The 23,040-nt window shown below is 36.5% G+C and carries 26 protein-coding genes and 2 pseudogenes; 22 read left to right on the forward strand and 6 right to left on the reverse strand.

The annotated features are described in order from the left end of the window. The first annotated feature begins 96 nt into the window (after positions 1-96). Together QE429_RS12935 and QE429_RS12940 are read left to right on the forward strand one after the other, a co-directional pair. The gene (locus tag QE429_RS12935; RefSeq protein ID WP_307287444.1) at positions 97-600 is read left to right on the forward strand and encodes a DinB family protein; all 504 of its coding nucleotides are present in this window, start codon (positions 97-99) and stop codon (positions 598-600) included. 191 nt (positions 601-791) lie between these two features. Beyond that, on the forward strand, positions 792-1,907 hold the full coding sequence (locus tag QE429_RS12940; RefSeq protein ID WP_307287446.1) for a cysteine desulfurase family protein: 1,116 nt from the start codon (positions 792-794) through the stop codon (positions 1,905-1,907). Positions 1,908-2,045: 138 nt separating this feature from the next. Here QE429_RS12940 and QE429_RS12945 read toward each other — a convergent pair whose 3' ends face one another. After that, positions 2,046-2,192 (reverse strand): hypothetical protein, encoded by a 147-nt coding sequence (locus QE429_RS12945; protein ID WP_307287447.1) that lies wholly within the window; start codon positions 2,190-2,192, stop codon positions 2,046-2,048. A gap of 206 nt (positions 2,193-2,398) precedes the next feature. On the opposite strand from QE429_RS12945, the gene QE429_RS12950 reads away from it, so the two are divergent. After that, positions 2,399-2,557: a hypothetical protein gene (locus QE429_RS12950; RefSeq protein WP_307287449.1), complete on the forward strand. Its 159-nt coding sequence runs from the start codon at positions 2,399-2,401 to the stop codon at positions 2,555-2,557. Positions 2,558-2,681: 124 nt separating this feature from the next. Here QE429_RS12950 and QE429_RS12955 read toward each other — a convergent pair whose 3' ends face one another. After that, a complete protein-coding gene (locus tag QE429_RS12955) occupies positions 2,682-3,356 on the reverse strand; it encodes a Dph6-related ATP pyrophosphatase (RefSeq protein ID WP_307287450.1) in 675 nt (224 codons plus the stop codon). A gap of 310 nt (positions 3,357-3,666) precedes the next feature. On the opposite strand from QE429_RS12955, the gene glnA reads away from it, so the two are divergent. The 4 genes from glnA (at position 3,667) to QE429_RS12975 (ending at position 7,949) form a co-directional block, all read left to right on the forward strand. Beyond that, positions 3,667-5,031 (forward strand): type I glutamate--ammonia ligase, encoded by a 1,365-nt coding sequence (glnA, locus tag QE429_RS12960; RefSeq protein ID WP_307287451.1) that lies wholly within the window; start codon positions 3,667-3,669, stop codon positions 5,029-5,031. 157 nt (positions 5,032-5,188) lie between these two features. Next, complete coding sequence (locus QE429_RS12965) at positions 5,189-6,184, forward strand: hypothetical protein (protein ID WP_307287452.1); 996 nt, start codon at positions 5,189-5,191, stop codon at positions 6,182-6,184. 133 nt (positions 6,185-6,317) lie between these two features. Then, a complete protein-coding gene (locus tag QE429_RS12970; protein WP_307287453.1) occupies positions 6,318-7,247 on the forward strand; it encodes a phosphate ABC transporter substrate-binding protein in 930 nt (309 codons plus the stop codon). A 132-nt stretch (positions 7,248-7,379) separates the two neighbouring features. Then, positions 7,380-7,949, forward strand: coding sequence for a cysteine hydrolase family protein (locus tag QE429_RS12975; RefSeq protein ID WP_307287455.1), 570 nt, complete (start codon positions 7,380-7,382; stop codon positions 7,947-7,949). Between the two features lie 39 nt (positions 7,950-7,988). Here QE429_RS12975 and QE429_RS12980 read toward each other — a convergent pair whose 3' ends face one another. After that, positions 7,989-8,648, reverse strand: coding sequence for a YqcI/YcgG family protein (locus QE429_RS12980; protein WP_307287457.1), 660 nt, complete (start codon positions 8,646-8,648; stop codon positions 7,989-7,991). Between the two features lie 287 nt (positions 8,649-8,935). On the opposite strand from QE429_RS12980, the gene QE429_RS12985 reads away from it, so the two are divergent. The 4 genes from QE429_RS12985 to QE429_RS13000 all read left to right on the forward strand — a co-directional run bounded on the left by QE429_RS12985 (position 8,936) and on the right by QE429_RS13000 (position 10,939). Next, a complete protein-coding gene (locus QE429_RS12985; RefSeq protein WP_307287458.1) occupies positions 8,936-9,451 on the forward strand; it encodes a hypothetical protein in 516 nt (171 codons plus the stop codon). After that, positions 9,448-10,008, forward strand: coding sequence for a class I SAM-dependent methyltransferase (locus tag QE429_RS12990; protein WP_307287459.1), 561 nt, complete (start codon positions 9,448-9,450; stop codon positions 10,006-10,008). Before QE429_RS12985 ends, QE429_RS12990 begins: the two co-directional genes overlap by 4 nt. 396 nt (positions 10,009-10,404) lie before the next feature. Continuing rightward, the gene (locus tag QE429_RS12995) at positions 10,405-10,587 is read left to right on the forward strand and encodes a hypothetical protein (RefSeq protein ID WP_307287460.1); all 183 of its coding nucleotides are present in this window, start codon (positions 10,405-10,407) and stop codon (positions 10,585-10,587) included. A gap of 178 nt (positions 10,588-10,765) precedes the next feature. Then, positions 10,766-10,939, forward strand: a complete 174-nt coding sequence (locus tag QE429_RS13000; protein WP_307287461.1) for a hypothetical protein — start codon at positions 10,766-10,768, stop codon at positions 10,937-10,939. A gap of 69 nt (positions 10,940-11,008) precedes the next feature. Here the strand turns inward: QE429_RS13000 and QE429_RS13005 are convergent, their stop codons facing one another. Then, complete coding sequence (locus QE429_RS13005; RefSeq protein WP_307287462.1) at positions 11,009-11,314, reverse strand: hypothetical protein; 306 nt, start codon at positions 11,312-11,314, stop codon at positions 11,009-11,011. 211 nt (positions 11,315-11,525) lie between these two features. Between QE429_RS13005 and QE429_RS13010 the strand changes: the two genes are divergently transcribed. The 9 genes and pseudogenes from QE429_RS13010 (at position 11,526) to QE429_RS13045 (ending at position 19,359) form a co-directional block, all read left to right on the forward strand. After that, positions 11,526-11,669, forward strand: a complete 144-nt coding sequence (locus QE429_RS13010) for a hypothetical protein (RefSeq protein ID WP_307287463.1) — start codon at positions 11,526-11,528, stop codon at positions 11,667-11,669. Positions 11,670-11,818: 149 nt separating this feature from the next. Next, positions 11,819-12,196 (forward strand): annotated as a pseudogene (locus tag QE429_RS13015) (VOC family protein). 211 nt (positions 12,197-12,407) lie between these two features. Beyond that, a pseudogene (locus tag QE429_RS24460) lies at positions 12,408-12,557 on the forward strand (helix-turn-helix domain-containing protein); the annotation flags it as partial. Positions 12,558-12,623: 66 nt separating this feature from the next. Continuing rightward, positions 12,624-13,193 (forward strand): IclR family transcriptional regulator, encoded by a 570-nt coding sequence (locus QE429_RS13020; RefSeq protein ID WP_307287464.1) that lies wholly within the window; start codon positions 12,624-12,626, stop codon positions 13,191-13,193. After that, positions 13,168-14,601 carry an aminotransferase family protein gene (locus tag QE429_RS13025; RefSeq protein WP_307287466.1) on the forward strand — a complete coding sequence of 478 codons (1,434 nt, stop codon included), beginning with the start codon at positions 13,168-13,170 and terminating at the stop codon, positions 14,599-14,601. Before QE429_RS13020 ends, QE429_RS13025 begins: the two co-directional genes overlap by 26 nt. Continuing rightward, positions 14,585-15,871 (forward strand): aspartate aminotransferase family protein, encoded by a 1,287-nt coding sequence (locus tag QE429_RS13030; RefSeq protein ID WP_307287468.1) that lies wholly within the window; start codon positions 14,585-14,587, stop codon positions 15,869-15,871. The genes QE429_RS13025 and QE429_RS13030 overlap by 17 nt, the downstream gene beginning before the upstream one ends. A gap of 13 nt (positions 15,872-15,884) precedes the next feature. Then, positions 15,885-17,333 (forward strand): aldehyde dehydrogenase family protein, encoded by a 1,449-nt coding sequence (locus tag QE429_RS13035; protein ID WP_307287469.1) that lies wholly within the window; start codon positions 15,885-15,887, stop codon positions 17,331-17,333. 43 nt (positions 17,334-17,376) lie between these two features. After that, entirely contained in the window at positions 17,377-18,879 is a 1,503-nt protein-coding gene (locus tag QE429_RS13040; RefSeq protein WP_307287471.1) for a M81 family metallopeptidase, read from the forward strand. Between the two features lie 3 nt (positions 18,880-18,882). Continuing rightward, on the forward strand, positions 18,883-19,359 hold the full coding sequence (locus QE429_RS13045) for a GNAT family N-acetyltransferase (RefSeq protein ID WP_307287473.1): 477 nt from the start codon (positions 18,883-18,885) through the stop codon (positions 19,357-19,359). 54 nt (positions 19,360-19,413) lie between these two features. On the opposite strand, the gene QE429_RS13050 is transcribed toward QE429_RS13045, so the two are convergent. Next, positions 19,414-20,754, reverse strand: coding sequence for an NAD(P)/FAD-dependent oxidoreductase (locus QE429_RS13050; RefSeq protein ID WP_307287475.1), 1,341 nt, complete (start codon positions 20,752-20,754; stop codon positions 19,414-19,416). 160 nt (positions 20,755-20,914) lie between these two features. Here QE429_RS13050 and QE429_RS13055 point away from each other — a divergent pair, with 160 nt between their 5' ends. Next, positions 20,915-21,508, forward strand: coding sequence for a class I SAM-dependent methyltransferase (locus QE429_RS13055; RefSeq protein WP_307287476.1), 594 nt, complete (start codon positions 20,915-20,917; stop codon positions 21,506-21,508). An 83-nt stretch (positions 21,509-21,591) separates the two neighbouring features. Continuing rightward, entirely contained in the window at positions 21,592-22,131 is a 540-nt protein-coding gene (locus tag QE429_RS13060; RefSeq protein WP_307287478.1) for an NADPH-dependent FMN reductase, read from the forward strand. Between the two features lie 53 nt (positions 22,132-22,184). On the opposite strand, the gene QE429_RS13065 is transcribed toward QE429_RS13060, so the two are convergent. Continuing rightward, a complete protein-coding gene (locus QE429_RS13065; RefSeq protein ID WP_307287479.1) occupies positions 22,185-23,012 on the reverse strand; it encodes an aldo/keto reductase in 828 nt (275 codons plus the stop codon). Positions 23,013-23,040: the final 28 nt, after the last annotated feature.

Genomic DNA, 23,040 nt, shown 5'->3' on the forward strand with positions numbered 1-23,040 from the left:
TGTACTTATGGTTATAAATGGTGTAGTTTTATATCTTAATTATGTCCTGTCAGATCATTTGAATCCTAAGGAACTTAAAAACGGAGGAAGAACAAAATGTATACTTCAATAGCTGAATTTATCCAAGAATGGAATCATGAAGCAGGATCTACTCAAAAAGTATTGGATGCTTTAACCGACAATTCTCTTCAACAACAGGTTTCATCGGAAGACCGTACCTTAGGACGAATTGCCTGGCACATTGTTACAAGTACTCCTGGAATGCTAATCGAGTTCGGAATCAAGGTGGAACCGGTTGGAAATTCAGGAACCGTTCCTTCCTCAGCGAATGAGATTGCAGAAACATTTCGAAAGATCAGTGCTAATACAATTGACGCAGTGAAACAGCAATGGGTGGATGGTTCCCTAGAGGAAATGGTTAATGTGTTTGGTATGACGATGCCAAAAGCAGTAACACTTTCATTGCTCATCAAGCACATCATTCATCACCGTGGTCAAATGACGGTCCTAATGCGCCAGGCAGGATTGAAGGTTCCTGGTATTTATGGGCCTGCAAGAGAAGAATGGACTCACATGGGAATGGATGCTCCAGCACTTTAACAAGTCAAGATATAAAGAGCCAAATATTTGCAAAACTGCATTTATAAGGCTCTTTTTTATGTATTAATTGGTGGGTTATTAACTTCCGGATAAAAATGAATTGAAGACAAATGAAAGGAAAATACGGCTAAAACTTGTGGTAGAATTAGAGAAACATAGGAGAAATGATCCTTAGAAGGGATGTGGGCTTTATGGAAAAGATTTATATGGATTACAATGCTAGTACCCCTTTGGCTCCTGAGGTAGTAAGAGTGATGCAACCGTTGTTACTGGATTACTATGGGAATCCTTCGGCCTTACATTGGTCAGGAAAACCAGTTAAGGAATTATTACATAAAGCAAGAGAACAGGTGGCTGAATTAATTGCTTGTTCTCCAGAGGAAATCATTTTTACAAGTGGTGGAAGTGAGGCAAATAACCTTGCTTTAAAAGGTTTTTATTTTAAAAATAAGCATAAAGGCAACCATATCATTACTTCAAAAATCGAACACCCAGCTATCGTAAGTCCTTGTAAGTTCCTTGAACAAGTAGGGGCAAGGATAACTTACGTAGACGTTGACCAGTTTGGGAGAGTATCACCGAAAGAAATCGAAAAGGCGATTACAAAAGAAACAATTTTGATTACAATTATGCACTCCAATAATGAAGTAGGTACATTAGAGCCGATAAAGGAGATTGGGGAAATAGCGGAAAGACATGGAATTGCCTTTCATACAGATGCTTCTCAATCTGTTGGAAAAGTACCTGTCCAAGTGAATGATTTAAAAGTAGACATGCTAACGATCGCTGGTCATAAACTATATGCACCGAAAGGAATTGGCGCACTATATATAAGAGATGGAATCCAACTTGAACCTCTAATACACGGAGCGGGGCATGAGTTTGGACTTCGTGCAGGCACCGAAAATACTTTATTAGCAGTGGGACTAGGCAAGGCATGTGAAATCACTTCTAAAGAAGTAAGTAATCATAGAATCAAAGATTTGACCGATTATTTTTGGAGGAGACTAAAAGGGGAGTTCGGGGAACAGGTTGTGCTGAATGGACATCCCTTGGAACGCCTGCCGAATACCTTGAATGTTAGTTTTGTAAATAAAATTGGCCAAGAACTATTAGAGTCTATTCCTACTCTTGCGGCATCAACTGGATCAGCGTGTCATGCTGGAAGCATAGAACTCTCGCCTGTATTGAAGGAGATGAATGTTCCTGAAGAGGTTGGGATGGGAGCTATTCGGTTTAGTTTAGGCAGGAATTCGACCAAGGAAGAAATTGATAAAGTAATCTTATTGTTAAATAATATAATGTGAAATAGAAATCGTCTTCATAATATAAAGAGCCCTAGTTTAGGGCTTTTTATTATGGATACGGACTTCTATTGAGAAATTTTTCTAATGCAAGAGAATTCAGATGTGAAAAAGGGAAAATGCCTTTTCTAGTACTATTATTTAGTCTAGTTTTTTTAATTCTGCTAAATGAACCAATTTAATATTATGTATGCTTCCTACTTCCTTAATCTCGCAATAACCTGACGTATACTTATAAAGAATTACATATATCTTGCCGTTGAATAATACTTGCGAATTGGTCTCCAATTTTGAGTCTCCACCCTTCATCTTTTTCTTTTTCAATATATTAGAACGATATGAAAAGTATGTTAATTTTTTGGAGAAATAATCGAAAAAAGAAGGAAATTGACGTAAAGGATTTAATATTGGATATAAAGAAATATTTAGTAAACACAGTGTTTTCTTTATATGTAAGCGCATACATTTATTAGTAAGCACTGGAGGTGATGTGATTGATCTATCCTTATGGCAAAGATTATATCCAATATTTAAACGATGAGGGTTATTCTAGAATTACCTATGAACAATGGAAAAGTAAAATTAGTAAACAGGAATTAGATAAAGGGAAAAATGGTAAAGACCAGAATCAATCTGGTCCGAAATACAAGTAGAAAGCGCCAACCGGCGTTTTTTTTTATTTGTAATAATCCTATATTTGCTTCTAGAAATATGGAGTGAATAGGGGCTCTATGACCTAGGTATTTGATGACGTTTTATATCTCAAGCTTTCTATCCTTAGTCAACAAGTTGGTAACTCATAAATTCTAATTTTTTTGTGGTTTCAAGTTGTATGATTTCACCAGGCAATAATTGAATCCCTTTCGAAAATAGGGGACCATCATATACGAAGGTATGGTATTCACCTGACTCTCCCATTGGACAAATAGTAGTCCTATTTACATCATGAAGGAACGATTCATCAAGGCATCTGCCAAGCCAAGTCTCATCTAGTACATTCTCTCTCACACGAACAACAACTGCTTTATAGCCAGATTGGACAAAATTTCTCAGCAGTTTAAGTGCCTCTTCCTTTTGGGACCATAGGGGATAAAATGATTCCACACCTGCATCGTCAGCAACTTTTTCGCCCCAATTACGATGTGCCTCTAAATATAAATCTCCATATGCAATACCTGTAATTTTATATTGTTTCTTCAAGTTTGAGAGAGCTTTAACAAATTGATCTGTATAAGTATCGTAGGAGCATTGGATAAAGTGAACAGGTATAGAAAGAGCTGCTCCTTGTAATTTTATCATTTCTGTTCGCTCACCATGGCCAAATGTTCGACCAAGTTCTTTGGGAACGGTTGTAACAAGGCATGCGACCTCGTATCCTATTTTTATAAGCGTATCCAAGGCCATACAACAATCCTTCCCGCCACTCCAAGATAATGCTATTCGTTTTTTCATGATATTTCACCCTCACTAGCATAATTATGTAGTTTGTAATATTGATAGTTTAGCATAAAAAATCCTCCATATTTATTTTAGACTAAATAATAATGAATATTTATACGTATAAATGAGTATATGTTGGGTGTGAAATTTGATAAAAGACCTTTACTATATACTTGCGAATGTAAACGCTTACTTGAATAATGGTATAAATATTCAAAAAATATACTTAAAAAAGATTGTCAAACTATCTTTTTTTAACTATAATCATAGTATTAATTAATGATGTCATAAAAACTTACATGAAAATGAGAGGTAATGTAACGTGACTGAAACACTTATTTCAAAAGTACCTGTAGATGCAGCAACATTAGAACAAATTAAAGAAACGATTAAAGAAAAAAGTGTTGAACTATTACATTTGCAATTCGTCGATATCGAAGGTGTTCTGAAGCACATTACAGTTACAAGTGAGCAATTAGAGGATGTAGTCGAAGGTAAAATGATGTTTGATGGGTCCTCAATTAAAGGTTTTTCACCTATTAATAAGTCAGACCTTTATCTTCAACCAGATCTAGCCACATTTGCTGTTCTACCTTGGACAGTGGAAGCGGGTTATGCTGAGGGTCGATTCTTATGTTCTGTTAACAATCCAGACGGAACACCTTTTGATGGTGATACAAGAAACGTTTTAAAGAAAACGGTAGATCGTGCAGCTAATCATGGTTATTCCATTTCAGTTGGCCCTGAATTAGAGTTTTTTCTTTTTAAAACTGACGAAAAGGGTTATGCAACTCAAGAAATCAGTGATAGAGCAGGTTATTTCGAACCTTCACCACATGATCTGGGCGAACGCGTCCGTTTAGAAATTTACCGTGCGCTAAAAGCAATGGGCTTTACCATTGAGGCATCTCACCACGAAGTAGCGGAGGGGCAGCATGAAATTAACTTTAAATATGCAGATGTACTTACGGCAGCAGACCTTGCCACTACATATAAATGGGTTGTAAAGACAATTGCGAAGAAATTTGGATTACATGCTACATTTATGCCAAAGCCAGTGTTTGGAATCAATGGATCTGGAATGCATGTAAATATGTCTTTCTTTGAAGGAAGTGAAAATGCATTCTTTGACTCTTCAGATGAGCTTCAATTATCGGAAAAAGCATACCAGTTTATTGCTGGTGTTTTAGAAAATGTAAAAAGTTTTACGGCAGTAACAAACCCACTAGTAAACTCTTATAAGCGCTTAGTGCCTGGTTATGAAGCACCATGTTATATTGCCTGGTCTGCATCAAATCGTTCAGCTTTGATTCGAATTCCAGCTAAGAAAGGTCTTGCGACACGTGTAGAATTACGTTGTCCAGATCCATCAGCGAATCCTTACTTAACGTTTGCGGTAATTGCTTCCGCTGGCTTGGATGGAATTGAAAAAGGACTAGAAGCACCAGCTCCAATTAATGAAGATATCTTCCATATGAGTGAGGAAGAAAGAGCATTCCGAGGCATCGATAACCTTCCAGGTAGCTTAGCTGAGGCTTTGAAAGAGCTAGAATCTGGAGAAATTGCTTCAAATACATTAGGTCAACACGTTTATAATGAGTATGTTTTAATGAAAAAAGCAGAATGGGATAGCTATCGTACAGCTGTTCATACATGGGAAATTGATAACTATCAAACTAAATTTTAATATTAATGGGACAGTGAAATTGGGTCACTGTCCTTTTTTACGCATCTTTCTTGTGAAATTATTCACAAAACGTTCAAAACCAGAACGGTTAGGTGACTAATTTATCCTGTATATTAACACTATAATCATATTGTTTATATAAATAGGGGGACTACAAATGAAAAAGATATTTCAAATATTTTTAATAATAGGATTGGTTATGACACCTTTTTTTGCACAAGCGCATGTGAAGTGGTTCACAAATGTTGCTCCGCATAAGGAGTCTATTGAACATATATTATCGTCAGAGTTTATATTTTTAGCATTAGTCGCAGCAGTAGTTTTAGCGTCATTAACGATTATCATTCCAAAAATGGCTGAATGGGGTCCAGTAAAGAAAATAGAGGATCGTCTTACTGGTTTAAGGAAGTATTCACGATATATTTTAAAATATGGAACAGCCGTAGCATTAATGATTCAAATGATTAACGGTACATTATTTGCTCCTGAATTCCATGTCAGCAATACTTTTGTAACAGTATTAGCATGGGTTACAATTGGTTTTTTATTAATTCCACATCATATTGCTACAAAAATGGGGGCATCCATTTTATTAGGATTGTTTGTTTATGTTACTATCCATCATGGAATTTTCTATATGCTTGATTATGGGTTTTATGTAGCAATTATCGGAGTGTTATTAGTAGGAAATACAAGATTAGAGAAAGTAGGATTCCCTTTTCTTTACCTAGGAACGGGTTTATCGCTTAGCTGGGTGGCCGTTGAAAAGTGGGTTTATCCAAGTATGGCACTAGATATTGTCACACATCATCATGTACCAACATTTGGGTTTGAACCTGGTTTATTTGTTGTAATGGCAGCATTTATCGAATTTGTCGTAGGTTATTTACTTGTTGTCGGAATTTTAAATCGAGTGTTAGGTTTTGTGGTAACAGGCATTTTTATTTCAACTACGATGCTGTTCGGAATGACTGAAGTCATCGGTCATTTTATGATTCATATTGTACTAATTATCTTCATTATTGAGGGTGTTTCTTTCTATAACCCACCAATTAAAATGCATAAAACTAAAACAGATCAGTTTATCTTTGTATTTTTAAACTTCATATTTGTTCTTGCAACATTTTTACTGATATATTACCGATTTGCATAAAATCTAACTTAATATTTTCATAACATTAATTTACACAACCTTTACTCTCCGTTTAAACAGAGTTAATACTTTCGTCCTATAGTTATAAATGTAAGGGAAATTAAAATTAACTCTTTAGGGGGAAACAAGGTACATGAAAAACTTGAAGAAACTTAGCCTTCTTACATTATTTGCAGCATTAATGGTAATCATGGCTGCTTGTGGAGGCGGAACTACTACAGACAAAACAGCAGGAAACACAGAAAAAGAAACACCAAAAACAGAAGAAAAGAAAGAACTATCTGGTTCATTAGTTATTTCCGGTTCATCTGCAATGCAACCATTAGTTGCTGCGGCGGCTGAAGAATTTATGGCAGAAAACCCAAAGGTAGATGTTCAAGTAAATGCTGGCGGTTCAGGAACAGGTTTATCCCAAGTAGCTGAAGGCTCTGTTCAAATTGGTAACTCAGACGTATTCGCTGAAGAAAAAGAAGGCATTCCAGCAGACCAGCTTGTTGACCATAAAGTAGCAGTAGTTGGAATGACTGCAGCTGTTAACCCTAAGGTTGGAATTAAGGATATTAAGAAAGAAGATTTAATTAAAGTATTCACTGGTAAAATTACAAATTGGAAAGAGCTAGGCGGAAAAGACCAAAAAATCGTACTTGTAAACCGTCCAGATTCTTCTGGTACTCGTGCAGTATTCAATAAGTTTGCTCTTGATGGTGCAACACCAGCTGAAGGAATCACTGAAGATTCTTCAAACACTGTTAAAAAGATTATTAATGAGACTGATGGTGCTATTGGCTACCTAGCTTTCTCATACTTTACTGATGATTCTGTAACACCTCTTGCTATTGATGGTGTAGAACCCACAGCTGAGAATGTTCAATCTGGTAAGTTTCCAGTTTGGGCATACCAACATTCTTATACAAAAGGTGAAGCAACTGATCTTGCAAAAGCATTCCTTGATTATTTGATGTCAGATGATATCCAAAACAACTTATTAAAAGAGCAAGGATATTTACCTGTAACAAAAATGCAAGTAGAGCGTGATGCAGAAGGTAAACAAACAAATAAATAGCTATAAGGAAAAATAGTAGGTGTTTACAAAGCACTTGCTATTTTTTGTGTTATAAAACTTCCTTAAATGAATATAGGGGTATTATCTTACATAAGTTAAATTTGTTTATGAATTTATTTAAGGAGATACTTCATGAAAACCTTTTTAAATCCAGCAGCGCTTCTAGTTTTGGACGTTCAAGTAGGATTTGATCATCCTTATTGGGGAAAACGTAATAATATGCATGCGGAAGATAATATTCTTAAGTTGCTTACAGAGTGGCGGAAAAGGAAATGGCCAGTGATTTATTCACAACATTTATCCCTGTTGCCTGGCTCCCCTCTTCATTATAAGAACAAAAGTGGAACGCAGTTTAAAACAAAGATTCGACCAATAGCCGGAGAAAAAGTATTTCAAAAAAATGTTAATAGTGCATTTATTGGGACACAATTAGAAACTTTTTTACATGATCAACAAATAAAATCAATTGTCATTACAGGACTTTCTACGCAACATTGTGTTTCAACAACGACCCGAATGAGTGGAAACTTAGGATTCGATACTTATTTGATTGAAGACGCTATTGCTGCTTTTGAAATTACAGATCACAACGGAGTTAAACATTCGGCAGAAGAGATACAAGAAATTGAATTGGCAGCATTAAATAAAGAGTTTGCTACTATTATTAATGCAGATAAACTCATAACACTTTTAAATAACTAAAGCGCAAGAATAATCTTACGCTTTTTCAAATTGTTTAGGTTATTCTAAATGATTGTTCAAAAATTGATGAAACGGACATTTTGATAAGGAAGTGTCATCGTCCCGTAAGAAATATTGTTTCCATTCAAAATTATCCTCCAGCCCATAGCTATTCAGATCAGGATGAATACCGATAGAATCATAATTTTCCAATCTTTTTCGAACCTGAGATTTTATATTATTAGCAAAAGATATATTTTTATTGAACTCTTGCAACACCCATCTGGGTGTAATAGCTAACATAAAATAATCAAAATGTCTGCTTTTTCTATTTATATGTGAAGGTGTTGCGCAATACATAAAGTACTGTTCCCCGTTGAAACAGAACTCCCAAATAGGATTATGGGGATTTTGCGGAATATGGTTGGGCCAATCCTTTTCATCTATGTCAGTTAAGCAGTTCAAATGGTCCCAAAATAATTGTTCAAACATTTCTACGCTATACGTTTCCCTTAACTCCTTTGGCGTTTCATAAAAAATGATAAGAGAGGTAAATTTGCCATATTCTTTAGATGTTTCTGTGTACTCACTTAACAACTGGGCAACCTCTTTAAGTGTACTAGCATACCTTGGGTCACCAGCAAACCCGTAACGTATTTGATTTGTTAAGAAGCCTATTGTTGCAGGAATACATGGAAACGGCTGGTCTTTATCTTTCATTTTCTCTTCAAATTTGGCTAAAGCAGTTCTTTCCCATTGGTGGAGTTGGTTTCGGGATAGGGGGGAATCCTTATATAGTTTATTGATTATAATCACCTCCTAATGGTTCATACATTATATTCAAAATCCATTTAGGAGGGTGAATGTCCTAGTCATTATGGGCTTTCGCCTGACTATTTTTATATTTGAATTAATTTTTCACAAAAGTATAATTTAGTGATAATATCATTTATAAATCAATATAAAAGTTTAATATTCAGATGAAGCAGCTTTATGGAGGAGCGAGTATGGTAATTGTAAAATCAGTCAAAATTGATGGTACGAGCATTCACTTTTTTAAAAGTGCAATATACATTATTGAAACGAATTCTGCCTTCACATTAGAGTTAGATCTAATTGTGAGTGAGGTTGTTGTAAAAAAGTACAAAAAAGAAGAGAATCTTATAATTGAGGTAGGATTAGAGACTGGTAGAGTTATACAATCAATTATGCAAGTTAAAACCTTTTCTGATGGCTTGCCACAACTAAATTTATTCTGCGAACTGGATGACATAGAGGAGTACAGCGATCTCAAACGGTTAAATGAAAATGATTCATGGTCCTTTAATCTCGAAGAAGGCATTACACTTGAGGATATAAGAAAAGTGGAAATGCCAGATGAAGAAATTAGTTTGAAATTAAAACTGCCGATAGACCAAGTGGAATGGTTAAAGAAACAAAAAAAGACAGGTTTGAATGATCTCTTTAAAGAGGTTATTTATGATTTATGGAAAAAAGGATATAGAGATGGAGTAGAGAAATGAATTCAAGGATTAAATGGAACTCAAAATACAAAGAGCGCCTAAATCAACCAATAAAGCTTGAATCAAATCCCAGGTTAAAAAAACTGTCCGACTTTCTAACAGGAGGAAAGGCGCTTGATCTTGCATGTGGTATTGGGGGCAACAGTCTATTTCTTGCACAAATGAATTATGAGGTTGAAGCTGTTGATATTTCTGATGTTGCCATTCAATTTATTAAGGAACAGGCTCTAATTTATAGACTTGCAATCAATCCAAAGATATATGATCTTACGGAACTGGGAAAAAAGCATTGGCATAAATGGTCTTTTGATTTAGTTGTAATGACCTATTACCTAGATCGTTCGCTTTTCCCGTTAGTGAAGACTCTTATAAAAAAGAAAGGTTATTTTTTCATGGAAACCTTCTATCAGTCACAAGAAAGCAGTAATCAGGGAGTATCTGACCAATATAAACTAAAGCCAAAAGAGTTGCAAACAGTATTTAACGATTGGAAGATACACTTTTTTGAAGAAGATGAGAAGGAAGGTAGACAAACAATATTTTGTCAGAAGCTCTAATACTTCTGTTTTTAATGAAATTCCTGATTCAAAAGCCGCTAATTCCAGTGATTTAGTGGTTTTTTTGTTTCATTTTATACTTCATGAGCATTGCAGAAGGAAGTTTCGATTAAAAATAACACACATCCTTTTGCCTTTCATAAAATAATGAATAATTTAACTCTAGAGGTGGACTAACTGCATAATCAAAACCAAAACAAAAATGGATATTTTGATGATAAAAGCAAAAAAATTGATGCTCTTGAAAAAAAGGTTGTATTAGGACTTTGGATTCAAGTAGTTGGGCAAATTATTGAACTGGTTGCATTATCCGAACTTTTACAGTTAAGAAAAGATGAAAACACATTAGGTGAGGAACAAATCTTAACGGGGGTTTGGATAAGAACAATTGGACAAATGTTAGAAGCTGTTTCGGTTTCAAAACAATTGGGCGAAACCGACTTATTAAAACTAATCCCACAACAAAAACTGGCCATTACAGGAGACTTGCTTGTATCCATTGGGTCGGGATATGAAGTAGTTGGAGGGTTAAATATTCTTGAAGAGGAAGCTGTGACGCCACCACCTATTGTTCCATAAGAGGGTCATTAGTGGGGTGCTCTTAAAGATAAGTAAATACGTAAGTACCCATCAGTAGACATTCTCAAACTAGAACACTTTTACATATCTTGAAATTAAAAAAAATTTTTATTTTATACATTAAGTAAATTGGATAAAACAATAAGAAATGGGGCGATTTAAAAGGAGGAAACTAGCCATGGAACAACCACTAAATTATCCGGAAATTTTTTATAATGAAGTTATTTACTATCTAGAAACAAAATGGAATCGGAGATTAAGTGAACACGAACGTCATGTGTTGATTGAAGGGTATCGATTTGGAAGGATGGTTGAGGCAGAGGCTGAACTCAAAATTCTCTTTACAAATTAAAGGAGTAGGAAAGGCTGACTCAGTTGAAGAGATCAGCCTTTTTACTGGATTTGTCGTTTTTTAGAGCTTTTAATCTCTAAACTCTACATGTCCAAATTCATCAATTTCTATTGTAGTATAACTTTTAAAAACATCCATATTTGTAATCTCATGCTTTACCGTACTGGCAAAGCTCTCCATGTATGGCTGGTACACTTCAGGATCCTTTACAAGGTGATAAAAGTTCACCCTTTTTCCATCCTTCATATCTGTCATTCTTAGTAATAAACGATCTCCAAACTGTTCTTTAAACCACTCTCTTGCTTCTTCATGATTGCTGAAAGAAGGCATCTGACTTCGTTCAATTGTAAAATCTTGATCCATTGATAAATTCACCGCCTGGTCTCTTTGGATTTTTATATTTTTTTCATAACTACTTTACCCTATAAATCAATAATTTATAAATAATTTATCGTTTTCCAATAAGACCTTCACCAATTAAAGGTTATATTCACTCCTAAAGATTGGTATTTTTCCATTTGGAATAAAAAGGATTTTAAAATAGTAGATATGGTATGAATTCATTTATTTGGGGGGAAATGGTGACTTGAATAAAGAATTAGCAGTATTTTTAAAAGAACTTGAACACTTTGGTTCAGCCAATAACCGAGAAATAATGGAGAAAGCAAGAAGAATGAGAAATATAACACCTGAAACGGAACGACTCCTCATATGGACTCATTGTTGTTGACAATGTCATCTCACATTTCAAGGTGATACAAGAATTCTTTGAAATGGTGTCAAATGACGAATGCTTTAAAACAATTAAATTTCCGATTGAAAGTGGATTATTATTACTGACAAAAAAATAAGGTGGAGACCCAGAAGGATGAGATGGTCATGCAGATTAAAGGTTTAGATCACTTTTTCTTAACCGTTCACGACATAGAAGCCACTTGTATGTTTATACCACTATTCTGGGAATGGATTTACAAACATTTGTTGAAGGAAGAAAGGCGGTCCAATTTGGTCAGCAAAAAATAAACCTTCATGTCTTAGGAAAGAGTTTGAGCCAAAAGCATGTAAGCCTACTCCTGGTTCAGCAGATTTATGCTTCATAACAGATACTCCAATAAAACAAGTCATTAAACACTTAGGAAAAAATAATGTCACTATCTTGGAAGGTCCCGTTTTAAGAACAGGTGCTTTAGGGAAAATTGAATCAGTCTACTTTAGAGATCCTGATGGAATCTAATTGAAGTCTCCAATTATATGTAAAGTTAATAACTTTTACATACCTTAATATATAAAAAGTCGGCGAAAATGCCGACTTTTTATAATTTTTAAAAAATATTGACTATTTAATTTTCCTAATAATATAATGGTTTTATAAAATGAAAACTATATTTCCGCTAGATGGAAAGATAGAAATTAAGCTCAGAAAAGTGTTTAGGGGGGGGCAAAAATAGAAAAAGACAAAAGTCAAAATATCCGTGCATTAGAAAGGGCATTTGATATTATTGAAGCTTTTACTCTAGATGATGCGGAATTAACGCTAACAGAAATTTCAACAAAAACATCACTTTCTTTAGCTACCATTCATCGATTTATTCAAACGATGTTGGTAAGAGGCTATATCGAGCAAGACCCTATATCTGGTAAGTATAAGCTAAGTAAGCAATTTGTACGATTAGGCGGAATAGTTGTGAGGGGCTTAGATCTTGTACATACGGCAACACCTTACCTTCAAGAACTATCCAATAAAACCTCACAGAATTGTAACCTTAGTGTGTACGATCAAGGAAAGGTCTTATGTCTAATCAATATAGAGTCCTTTAAAAGCTATTTTATGGGAATTAAAGTGGGACAGAGCCTTCCCGTATACGGAGGGGCATTATCAAAAGTCATCTTAGCCCATCTGCCAGAACAATTAATAACTACCCTCATTTCAGATGATTTACTATCCTTTACACCACAAACGATATCTCACCGAGAGTTATTAATAAAAGAACTTAAAAAAATTCGGCACCAAGGCTATGCAGAATCTAAGGGAGAACTAACTATTGGAGAAGCCGCCATTGCTGCACCTATCTACGATTATTCAAACGAAGTCGTTGCCGGTATATCCCTATCTGGTCCCGAACATCACTACAAAGAAGAAAAACAAGAAGAATTTAGACGTCTATTACTTAAAACGGCTCACCTTATTTCAAAGCAATTAGGATCTGAAAAGTATAGTGATTTTGAGGATGAAGAATTATCTAGTGATAGCTAGAAAAAATGGTGGTGGAATGATGGGAAGTAGACTAATAGAAGATTATGTGTTCCATAGAGATTTTACTAAATCGTATCCTATTATCACTCATGGTAAAGGGATTTATTTATTTGATGAGAACGGAAAAAGGTACATGGATGCCTGCTCAGGAGCAGTTGCCGCGAACTTAGGTCATGGAGTGGAGGAAATTGCAGAAGCCATGGCTTTGCAAGCAAAGAAGGCAGCCTTTGTCCATACTATGAGATTTGAAACAGAGGTATTGTTCCAACTTGCTGAAAAAATTGCAATACTAGCGCCTCATACATTGAATAAGGTTTATTTTACAAGCGGGGGATCGGAAGCAAACGAAAGTGCCATTAAGCTTGCAAGACAATTTCATAAGGATGCGGGGAGACCCGGAAAAAACATCGTCATTGGGAGATGGCAGTCCTATCATGGAAACACATTTGGTTCTCTATCTGCCGGAGGCGATATAAAGCGACGACAGACATATACTCCAAACTTAATTAATTTCAACCATGTCCATTCCCCTAACTGTAAGAGATGTCCATATCAGAGAGAAAAAGAGGACTGCGATCATAAACAAAATTGGTCCTGTGTCAGGGCTGTTGAAAGCGTTATCAATGAGCTCGGGCCAGAAAATGTCTCTGCTTTTATTGCTGAACCGATTGTAGGGAGCCAGCTAGGTGCAGTAAGTCCCCCTGAAGCTTATTTTAAAGAAATCCGAAAGATTTGCGATCAATACAATATTGTCCTCATAGTAGATGAAGTAATGACAGGCTTTGGTCGAACCGGAAAAGATTTTGGTTTCCAACACTTTGGGATTGTGCCAGATATTATTACGTTTGGGAAAGGGATATCTGCTGGTTATGCTCCACTAGCGGGTATGATTGTTCACGACCGGATTGTAGATAGTCTAATAGAAAATAGTAAAGGGAAATTTGTTCATGGATATACGTACAGCGGACATCCCGTTTCCGTTGCAGCTGGTCTTTCTGTTTTAACCATTTATGAACGAGATAGGATTGTCAGCAACGTTCAGTTTGCAGGAGATTACCTTAAACAACAGCTGTTCGCTCTAAAAAACCGATATCCGATTATATATGATGTACGTGGAGAAGGACTATTGTTAGGTATTGAATTAGCTATGGATGGAAAAACAGGAACACCTTTCCCAGAAAAGTTACATGCTTCTGAGCGGATCAATAACATCGCAATGGAGCTTGGAGCTGTGTTTTATCCAGGAAGTGGTTCGATTAACGGCTATTTAGGAGACCATATATTAATCTCACCGCCGCTTACCGTTACCACGGGTGAGATCGACGAAATGTTAAGAATTCTAGAAAATTCCTTAAAGATATTTATAGAAGAACTAAAGGAGGAAGAAGCATATGAAATTACAAAATAAATCAGATGAAATTAAGGAAAAAGCAAAAAAACATTTATCTCCTGTTTTAACGAGGGTAACAGAATTAGTTGTAGAAAAAGCAAAGGGTGCCAGATTTTGGACGGCAGATGGAGAGGAATACATTGACTTTGTATCTGGAGTGGCTGTTAATGCTGTTGGTCACGCCAATGATGCGATGATTCAAGCCATTATGAAACAGGCAGAGTCATTTATTCATTTCGGTCTGAACTATGGTTACTATGAATCAGCTGCTAATCTTGCAGAAAAAATTGCCGAGATTACACCAGGTAATTTAGATACTGTGTTTTTTGCTAATTCCGGCGGTGAAGCGATTGATGGCGCATTAAAGTTGGCTAAAGCAGCTACAGGAAGACCTGGAATCATTGCTTTTGAAGGTTCCTTCCATGGAAGAACACTTGGAGCAACTGCTATTACTGCTTCTAGTTCTAAATACAGGAAAAACTATGAACCTATTTTAGGTGAGGTGTACCATGCTCCATATCCTTATCCATCTCAATTAAAATGTGTGAACCAAGAAGAGATTATTCCTTATTGTTTACACCAGCTTCAAAAAATCTTTGAATTACGGATTGATCCATCCCGAGTAGCAGCTATTGTGATTGAACCTGTGATTGGTGAAGGAGGATACTACCCAGCACCTGCAGAATTTCTCCAAGAACTTAGAAAAATAACAGAAAAACATGGCATCCTATTAATCTTTGACGAAGTGCAAACTGGTTTTGGGCGAACAGGGAAAATGTTTGCGGCTGAGCATTCTGGTGTAACTCCTGACATTATGGTTCTCGCAAAAGCACTTTCAGGTGGAATGCCGCTTGGAGCGATTGTAGCGAGTAAAGAGCTTCATGAAAAATGGCCAGTAGGGGGACATGGTTCAACCTTTGGAGGGAACCCGATTTCCTGTGCAGCAGCACTAGCAAATATTACAGTAATTGAAGAGGAAAAACTAGTAGACCGAAGCAGAGATTTAGGAGCAAACATTGTAGCACAGTTAAAGGAATCACTAGAAGGGTTAACTGGGATTAAAGAAGTGCGAGGATTAGGAATGATGATTGGTATCGAATTTCAAGAGGATTTTGCAAGTCAAGTTGTTCCAGTTATCAAGCAAAAGTGTTTAGAACAAAAGCTTCTCATTATGAATTGCGGAGTACAAGGACAAACAATCAGGTTAATGCTTCCTCTCAATATTAATGAAGAAGATTTACATGAGGGCCTATCCATTTTAGAAAGAGCGATTAAAGAAACATTATAAAGGAGGTCAAGGTATGATCCAACAAGCTGTGAAAAAAGGATTGTATATAAATGGTTCTTGGATTCAAGAAGAGGATCAGGATTTTTTCAAAAGTATAAATCCTGCGACAGAGGAAGTGGTGGGCTATTGTGCGGCTGCTACATCATCACAAGTAGATGATGCGGTAGAAAGTGCACGAAAGGCCTTTAAAAAGTGGAAAAATACCCCACTGCCAGAGAGAGCTCAATTTCTTTGGAAAGCGGCCAAGGCTTTTGAAGAGAAAAAAGAGCTCTTAGCTCAAATGATGACACAGGAAATGGGGAAAGTAATAGCAGAATCCCTTGGTGAAGTAGGTGTCGTCATTGAAACCTGCAAATATATGGCGGGTGAGGGAAGAAGACTTTTTGGTGAAACCGTTGGTGCGGGGGCTGAAAACCGTCATATTATGATGGTCCGTGAGCCGGTGGGTGTTGTCGCTTGTATCACACCTTGGAATTTCCCGGTCTCTTTGGCAGGCTACAAAATTTTAGCAGCCCTAATTAGTGGTAATACAGTTGTATGGAAGCCAGCCTCTGAAGTGGCTCTTTCAGCACAAATTTTCACAGATATTTTCCATGAGATTGGGCTCCCAAAAGGAGTCTTAAACTTAATTACGGGATCAGGAAGTAAAGTTGGATCTAAACTGGCTGAACATAAGGATGTAAAGGTCATCTCATTTACCGGGTCTACAGAAGTGGGGATTAAACTATCAGAAACAGCCGCCAAGACATTAAAAAGAGTAGCTTTAGAGCTTGGCGGAAAAAATGCTGTTATTGTGTTGAAGGATGCAGATTTAAAACTAGCAGCGGAAGCAATTGTTAAGGCCGCCTTTACAACAACGGGGCAAAGGTGTACAGCTGCCAGCCGGGTCATTGTTGAATCAGAGGTAAAGGATGAATTACTAAACCGTGTTGTTTCCATTACCAAACAATTAAAAGCAGGGAATGGTCTTGAACCAGGTGTGGATATCGGACCTTTAACCAATAAACAGCAACTTGAAACCGTTGAAAAATATATAGCAGTAGCAGTTGAACAGGGAGCTGTGATAGAATGTGGCGGTAAACGAATAGCAAGTGAAAGAGGATACTTCTATGAGCCTACGATCTTAAGTAATGTAAAAAATGAGGATGTGGTTGCTCAAGAAGAAATTTTCGGTCCGGTTTTAGCATTTATAGAAGTTAATAGTTTTGAAGAAGCGATTGAAGTAAACAATGATACCATTTATGGGCTATCTACTTCATTATTTACAAACAGTCTCTACTATGCGAATCGTGGTGCAAAAGAAATTGAAAGCGGGCTAGTTTATATTAATAATGGTACTTCCAATGCGGAACTTGGTGTGGCATTCGGTGGAACGAAACAATCTGGAAATGGACATCGCGAGGTATCCCATCATGCCTTCGATGTGATGACAGAGTGGAAGTCCATTTATACGACCTATTAGGATAAAAATGGTTGAGCCATTATTTTTATAAGGGAGATGTCTAATGAAAAAGCTTCGAGTTGGAATCGCTTTTTTCTATCATGAATCTCATAGTTTCGCTCCATTAAAAACGGATATCGATGCATTTTATAATGAAGGATTTTTTAAAGGAGACGAGATTTTTTCGGCCTACACAGCAACAAAAACAGAAGTAGGCGGTTTCTTGGATGTACTTGCAAAGGAAGAGCACATAGAAGTTGTTCCACTTCTATGTGCTGCGGCGACCCCAGCAGGTCTCGTAACGATAGAAGCCTATCAGTTTATTGAGAGAGAAATGTTAGGACACTTGAGGAATGCAGGTAAATTGGACGGATTACTTCTTGCCCTCCATGGTGCCATGGTTGTTGAAAACCTCTACGACCCTGAAGAAAAGCTGTTAAGGGAAATTAGAAAAGTTATTGGGAATGATATTCCAATTGCAACGACCTTAGATATGCATGCAAATTTAAGTGCTAGAATGTTAGATCATACTCCCTATCATTTTGGATTTAAAACCTATCCCCATGTTGATATGTATAATCAAGGAGTAAATGCTGCAAAGTTACTCATGGAGGTCTTACTAGAACAAAAAAACTTTGTCTCCTCCTTCATCAAATTGCCTATGATGCCACCTTCTATCAACATGCGTACAGAAGAAGGGCCGATGCATCATTTGGTGGAACTAGCTCTTCAACTTGAGAGGGAACCTTCAATTAAAAATGCATCTGTATTTGGCGGTTTTCCTTATTCCGATATTCCGATGGTGGGGGCCAGTGTTCTTGTCATTGCAAATGATCAAACTAGCGCAAATAAGGCAGCTAGAGAATTAGCGGATAAATTTTGGGAGCTTCGTAATGATTTTATTTTGCAGCTTCCAACAGTTAAAGAGGGAATGAAGCACGCTTTGTCATTAATGGAACAAAAACCTATTGTCTTGGCGGATATCTCTGATAACCCATTAAGCTGTGGAAGTGGAGACACCACTCTATTATTAAAAGAGTTTATCAGCGTGAATCAACCACAAACCTTATTTGGCGGATTGACAGATCCTGAATCGATTAAAAGATGTAGGTTGGCAGGCGTAGGAAATGAGGTCATGCTTGACTTGGGAGGTAAAGTTTCTCCGCAATTTGGAAGGCCTGTTCAAGTAATGGCAAAGGTGCTAGCTCTTTCAGATGGAATTTTTTACAATAGTGGCCCTTTTAATCAACATTTACGAGTGGATGTGAAAGGTGCAGCCTATATAAGAGCAGGTGAAGTGGATATTCTTCTCATTGGCCGTCCAATGTCAGCTAATGACCCGGAAATGTTTCGCCATATAGGTATTGAGCCAACCTCCTATACCATTCTAGGTTTAAAAGTCAAAAATCACTTCCGGGCAGCATTTGATCCTTTAATTAGTAAGGTCATCTATGTCGATGCACCAGGAGTGGCATCTAATGATTTAAAGAATTTTTCTTATAAAAATATCCCAAAGAAGATTTGGCCGCTTAAAGATATAGATGATACTGTACTTATGGAGGTATAAGATATGACTGTAATTGAAAAGAACTTTTATATTGAGATTCCAGAAAAATTAACACCTGAAGAACAAAAAATGATGATGGAGCTTGAAGTTGATGCATTTCCAGGTACAGGTGCCGTTGATGAACAAACACTTGTGCCCATAGCTCGTTATGGGAAACTCATCTTATATAAACAACCGAGCGATGACCGGCCTGTGGCAGTTTGCGAGTGTATGAGAGATTATAATAATCCCAATAAAGCCTATATATTTGGTTATTATGTTCGTTCCGATTATAAAGGGAAGGGAATTGGGAAAATGTTCTTGCAGGAAGTTAGTTCTATTTTAAAAAATGATGGATTTTCTGTCGTTTGCTTAACTGTAAGTGTAAAGAACCTTCCTGCCGTAAAGTTATATGAAAAAGAAGGATATGAAATAAAGGAAACAAGATACTCTGAATTTGGGGTAGGGGAAGATCGTTACTATATGGAGAAAGTACTATAACGCTATATGATTTGTATAAAAAAGCTGCAGACTAAAATCAGGCTGCAGCTTTTTCTATTTAATAAATGTACGCTTCAGTACCGTTTTTAGTATTCTCGGCTGCATGAGTATTATCATAGGTTGAATAAGATTCATTACTTTAAATAATGAACTATAAATATATTGATTTTGCGATGATAGAAGAAAGATGTTCCTTGCGTACCATTGTTGAATGAAGAGACCTATCGGCTTTTTTCCCATTGTTTCTGGATAGCGGAAATCTTCATTTATGACCATGTTCCAGATAGGAGAAATGATTTTTGCTGCATGTTTATGAAATTTAGTGATGACCTTTCTTATTGAATCACTATAACTCTGTAATAATTTTTGAAGTGCAAGCGCTTCTAACACAGCAATACTCATGCCTTGTCCGAAAACAGGGTCGATCCTGCAAATTGTATCACCAATCACAATGAGTCTGTCTGGGAAATGTTTCACCTGTTGGAATTGGTTCCAATTTATCCCTGGCACTCGATAAACAGAGGTGCTAGTTAATGGAGTAGCATCCTTAATTTCTTGATAAATATCTAGTTTAGGCAATATTTTGGCCAGTTCTAGAAAACCACTATCGTCTGCAAGGGCATCTTTTTCATTTATTTCATTATGGTATCCATTTATTGTAACAATGTAACGGTTTCCCTCTACTTTTGAGATGGTTCCTCCCATTTTCTCGATTGGAGGGTTTGGATATACAATTTTAATTGCCCAGTCTCTGGCTTCATTTGTTGCTAATTGAAAACTCTTACTAATATAGCTTAAGCCTATTTTAGCCTTTTTCACAGGTAGATGGATTCCTCGTTTTTCAAACCATTTAGAGGTAATTCCGCTGACTCCACTTGCATCTACTATTAAATCTGCCGTTAAGGTTTTGATATTGTCACTCTGATCTGCTACTTCAACTCCTACAATAATATTGTCTTTTTCCTTATATACATAATTTTTGACCACTTGATTGTAATGAACAGTTACATTTGGTATTTTCTTTATGTATTTTTCTACATTCCATTCAAGGTGCGGTCGGGTTTGCAGGATAGTGGAGTATTCCCCATCGTATCGGAGTTTCCAAACTCCATGGTGAAACCAAGCTAGGTCTTTTGTAGAATTTATCTTTATTGCGCCACCTGAATAAAATTTTTCTGTAATACCAGGAAATAGTCTCTCAAGTCCGGATTCTCCAGCATGGAGAAGCGCGTGTATATGCTCGCCTTGTGGGGCACCTTTTCTTGGGAATGGTCCTGCGGGTTCCTGATCACGTTCTAGGATAATTACCTCATGAAAAAAATCAGATAACACACGAGCCGCTAACTTTCCTGAAATCCCCCCACCAATAATTATTGCTTTTTCCTTGGGAAACAAAGAATGGACACCTCACATATCTATAATCTTCTATATTAAAATAGCATAAAATTTACAATAGTGATATTAGTAATCCCAGATTATATAGTGGTAGTGACTACTAGATAGGTGATAAAGCTGTATAATAGGATTACATTTTAACTTTTTGGAGTTGAGTAGGTTGAGTCGGTTATTCGCTAAATGGTATGACTTTTTTATGAATCCACTAGAGAAAAAGAAGTTTAAGAAGATTCGAAAAGAACTTATTTCAAAGGCAACAGGAAATGTCTTGGAGTTAGGTGCAGGGACAGGAATAAATTTCCCTTTTTATAAAAAAGTGGACAAGGTATTTGCAATTGAGCCTAATCCCTACATGGTTGAACGTTCAACAACGAAAATAAAAAAGGCAGTTGTCCCTATTGAAATCGTTCGGGCAAGTGCAGAGGAGTTGCCATTTGCTGATAATACATTTGATACAGTGGTAGCAACGCTTGTTTTTTGCACAATTCCCAATCCAGAAAAAGCACTTGGAGAACTGAACCGGGTATGCAAACCTGAAGGAAGTATTCTGTTATTTGAACATGTAAAGATGAAAAATCGATTTTTAGGGGCACTTCAAGAATGGTTAACTCCAGCTTGGAAGAGAGTCTGTGATGGATGTTGTTTAAATCGTGATACAGTGGAGTTATTTCAAGCACGCGGGATACAAATAAAAAATATGGAAACTTACTATAGTGATTTATTTATAGTTGTGGAAGGTGTCAATAAGAACTAGGCACATTTATTGAATATTCATTTTTTTCTTTCTATAATCATAGTGTTACATAATATGATTATATACAAAGGTGTGAGTAAAGGATGAAAATTGTAGCGATTGTTGGAAGTTTGCGAAAGGGATCTTATAATAAGCAGCTTGCCGCGACTATAAAGGAGCGATACGGAAAAATATTTGAATTAGAAATATTGGACATCGGCTTGCTTCCACATTTTGATCAGGATATTGAAATCAATCCTCCTGAGACCGTTACCGATTTTAAGAGGAAAGTAAAAGAGGCAGACGGGGTAATTATTATTACACCTGAATACAATTGGTCTATTCCAGGTGTGTTAAAAAATGCTTTAGACTGGCTCTCAAGAGTAGATAAGGTGCTTATTGGGAAACCAGTAATGACAGCTGGTGCTGCAACAGGTTTAATGGGTACCCTACGTGCACAGCTCCATTTACGTCAAATCTTGACAGCTTTACAGGTGAAACTTTTGCCACCAGTTGGTAACGAAATTCTAATTAATTTAGCATCTGCCAAATTTAATGAAGAAACAGGAAAGTTAATAGACGAAACAACATTATCTTTCTTAGATGGTGTAATGGAGAGGTATGTCAATTTTATAAAAGAATAGTGAATGGAAAGGTGCCCTAAATCTCATTTAAGGCACCTCTCCTAACAATTATTTTAAAAATCAAAGTTATCAGGGTCTGCCCCAAATCTTTTGTTTTCGTTTAGTGCATTGATTTTCTCCAAATCGCTATCATTTAAGGTAAAATCAAAAATATTTGCGTTCTCTATTATTCGATGTTCTTTTATCGACTTTGGAATCGTGACGATACCATTTTGTAAATCCCATCGCAAAATAACTTGAGCGATTGATTTATGATGTGCTGAAGCGATATCCTGTAATACTGGGTGCTCAAGTAGACGACCTTGACCAAGCGGAGCCCACGCTTCAATCTGTATCTCATTCTTTTTACAAAAGTCGCGCAGTTCGATCTGTGCTAACATTGGGTGTAATTCCACCTGATTGACCATTGGTTTAATCTCAGCGACTGACATCAAATCTTCCAAATGGTGAATATTAAAATTGCTGACCCCGATTGCTCTAACACGACCTTCTTTATATAAATTCTCAAGTACCTTCCATGTTTCTTTATACTTTTCCTTTACTGGCCAGTGAACCAGGTATAAATCAACATAATCAAGACCAAGTTTATCTAAGCTTGTTTCAAAAGCCCCTAGCACAGAATCAGTACGTTGATCTGAATTCCAAACTTTTGTTGTTATAAACAGCTCTTCACGTGGAATGCTGGATTCTTTAATCGCTTGTCCTACACTTTCTTCATTATCATAAAGTGCAGCTGTATCGATGCTTTTATAACCAACTCTAAGAGCATGCTGAACCGCATGCAGTGCTTCTTCTCCTTGGCGAACCTTATACACACCCAAACCCAACCATGGCATCATTACCCCATTATGTAATGTAGTAGTATCCTGTAAGCTATTCATTAATGGTTCCTCCTTACAATTTAATAAA

It is taken from the genome of Bacillus sp. SORGH_AS_0510 (assembly GCF_030818775.1).
Taxonomy (GTDB): domain Bacteria; phylum Bacillota; class Bacilli; order Bacillales; family Cytobacillaceae; genus Neobacillus.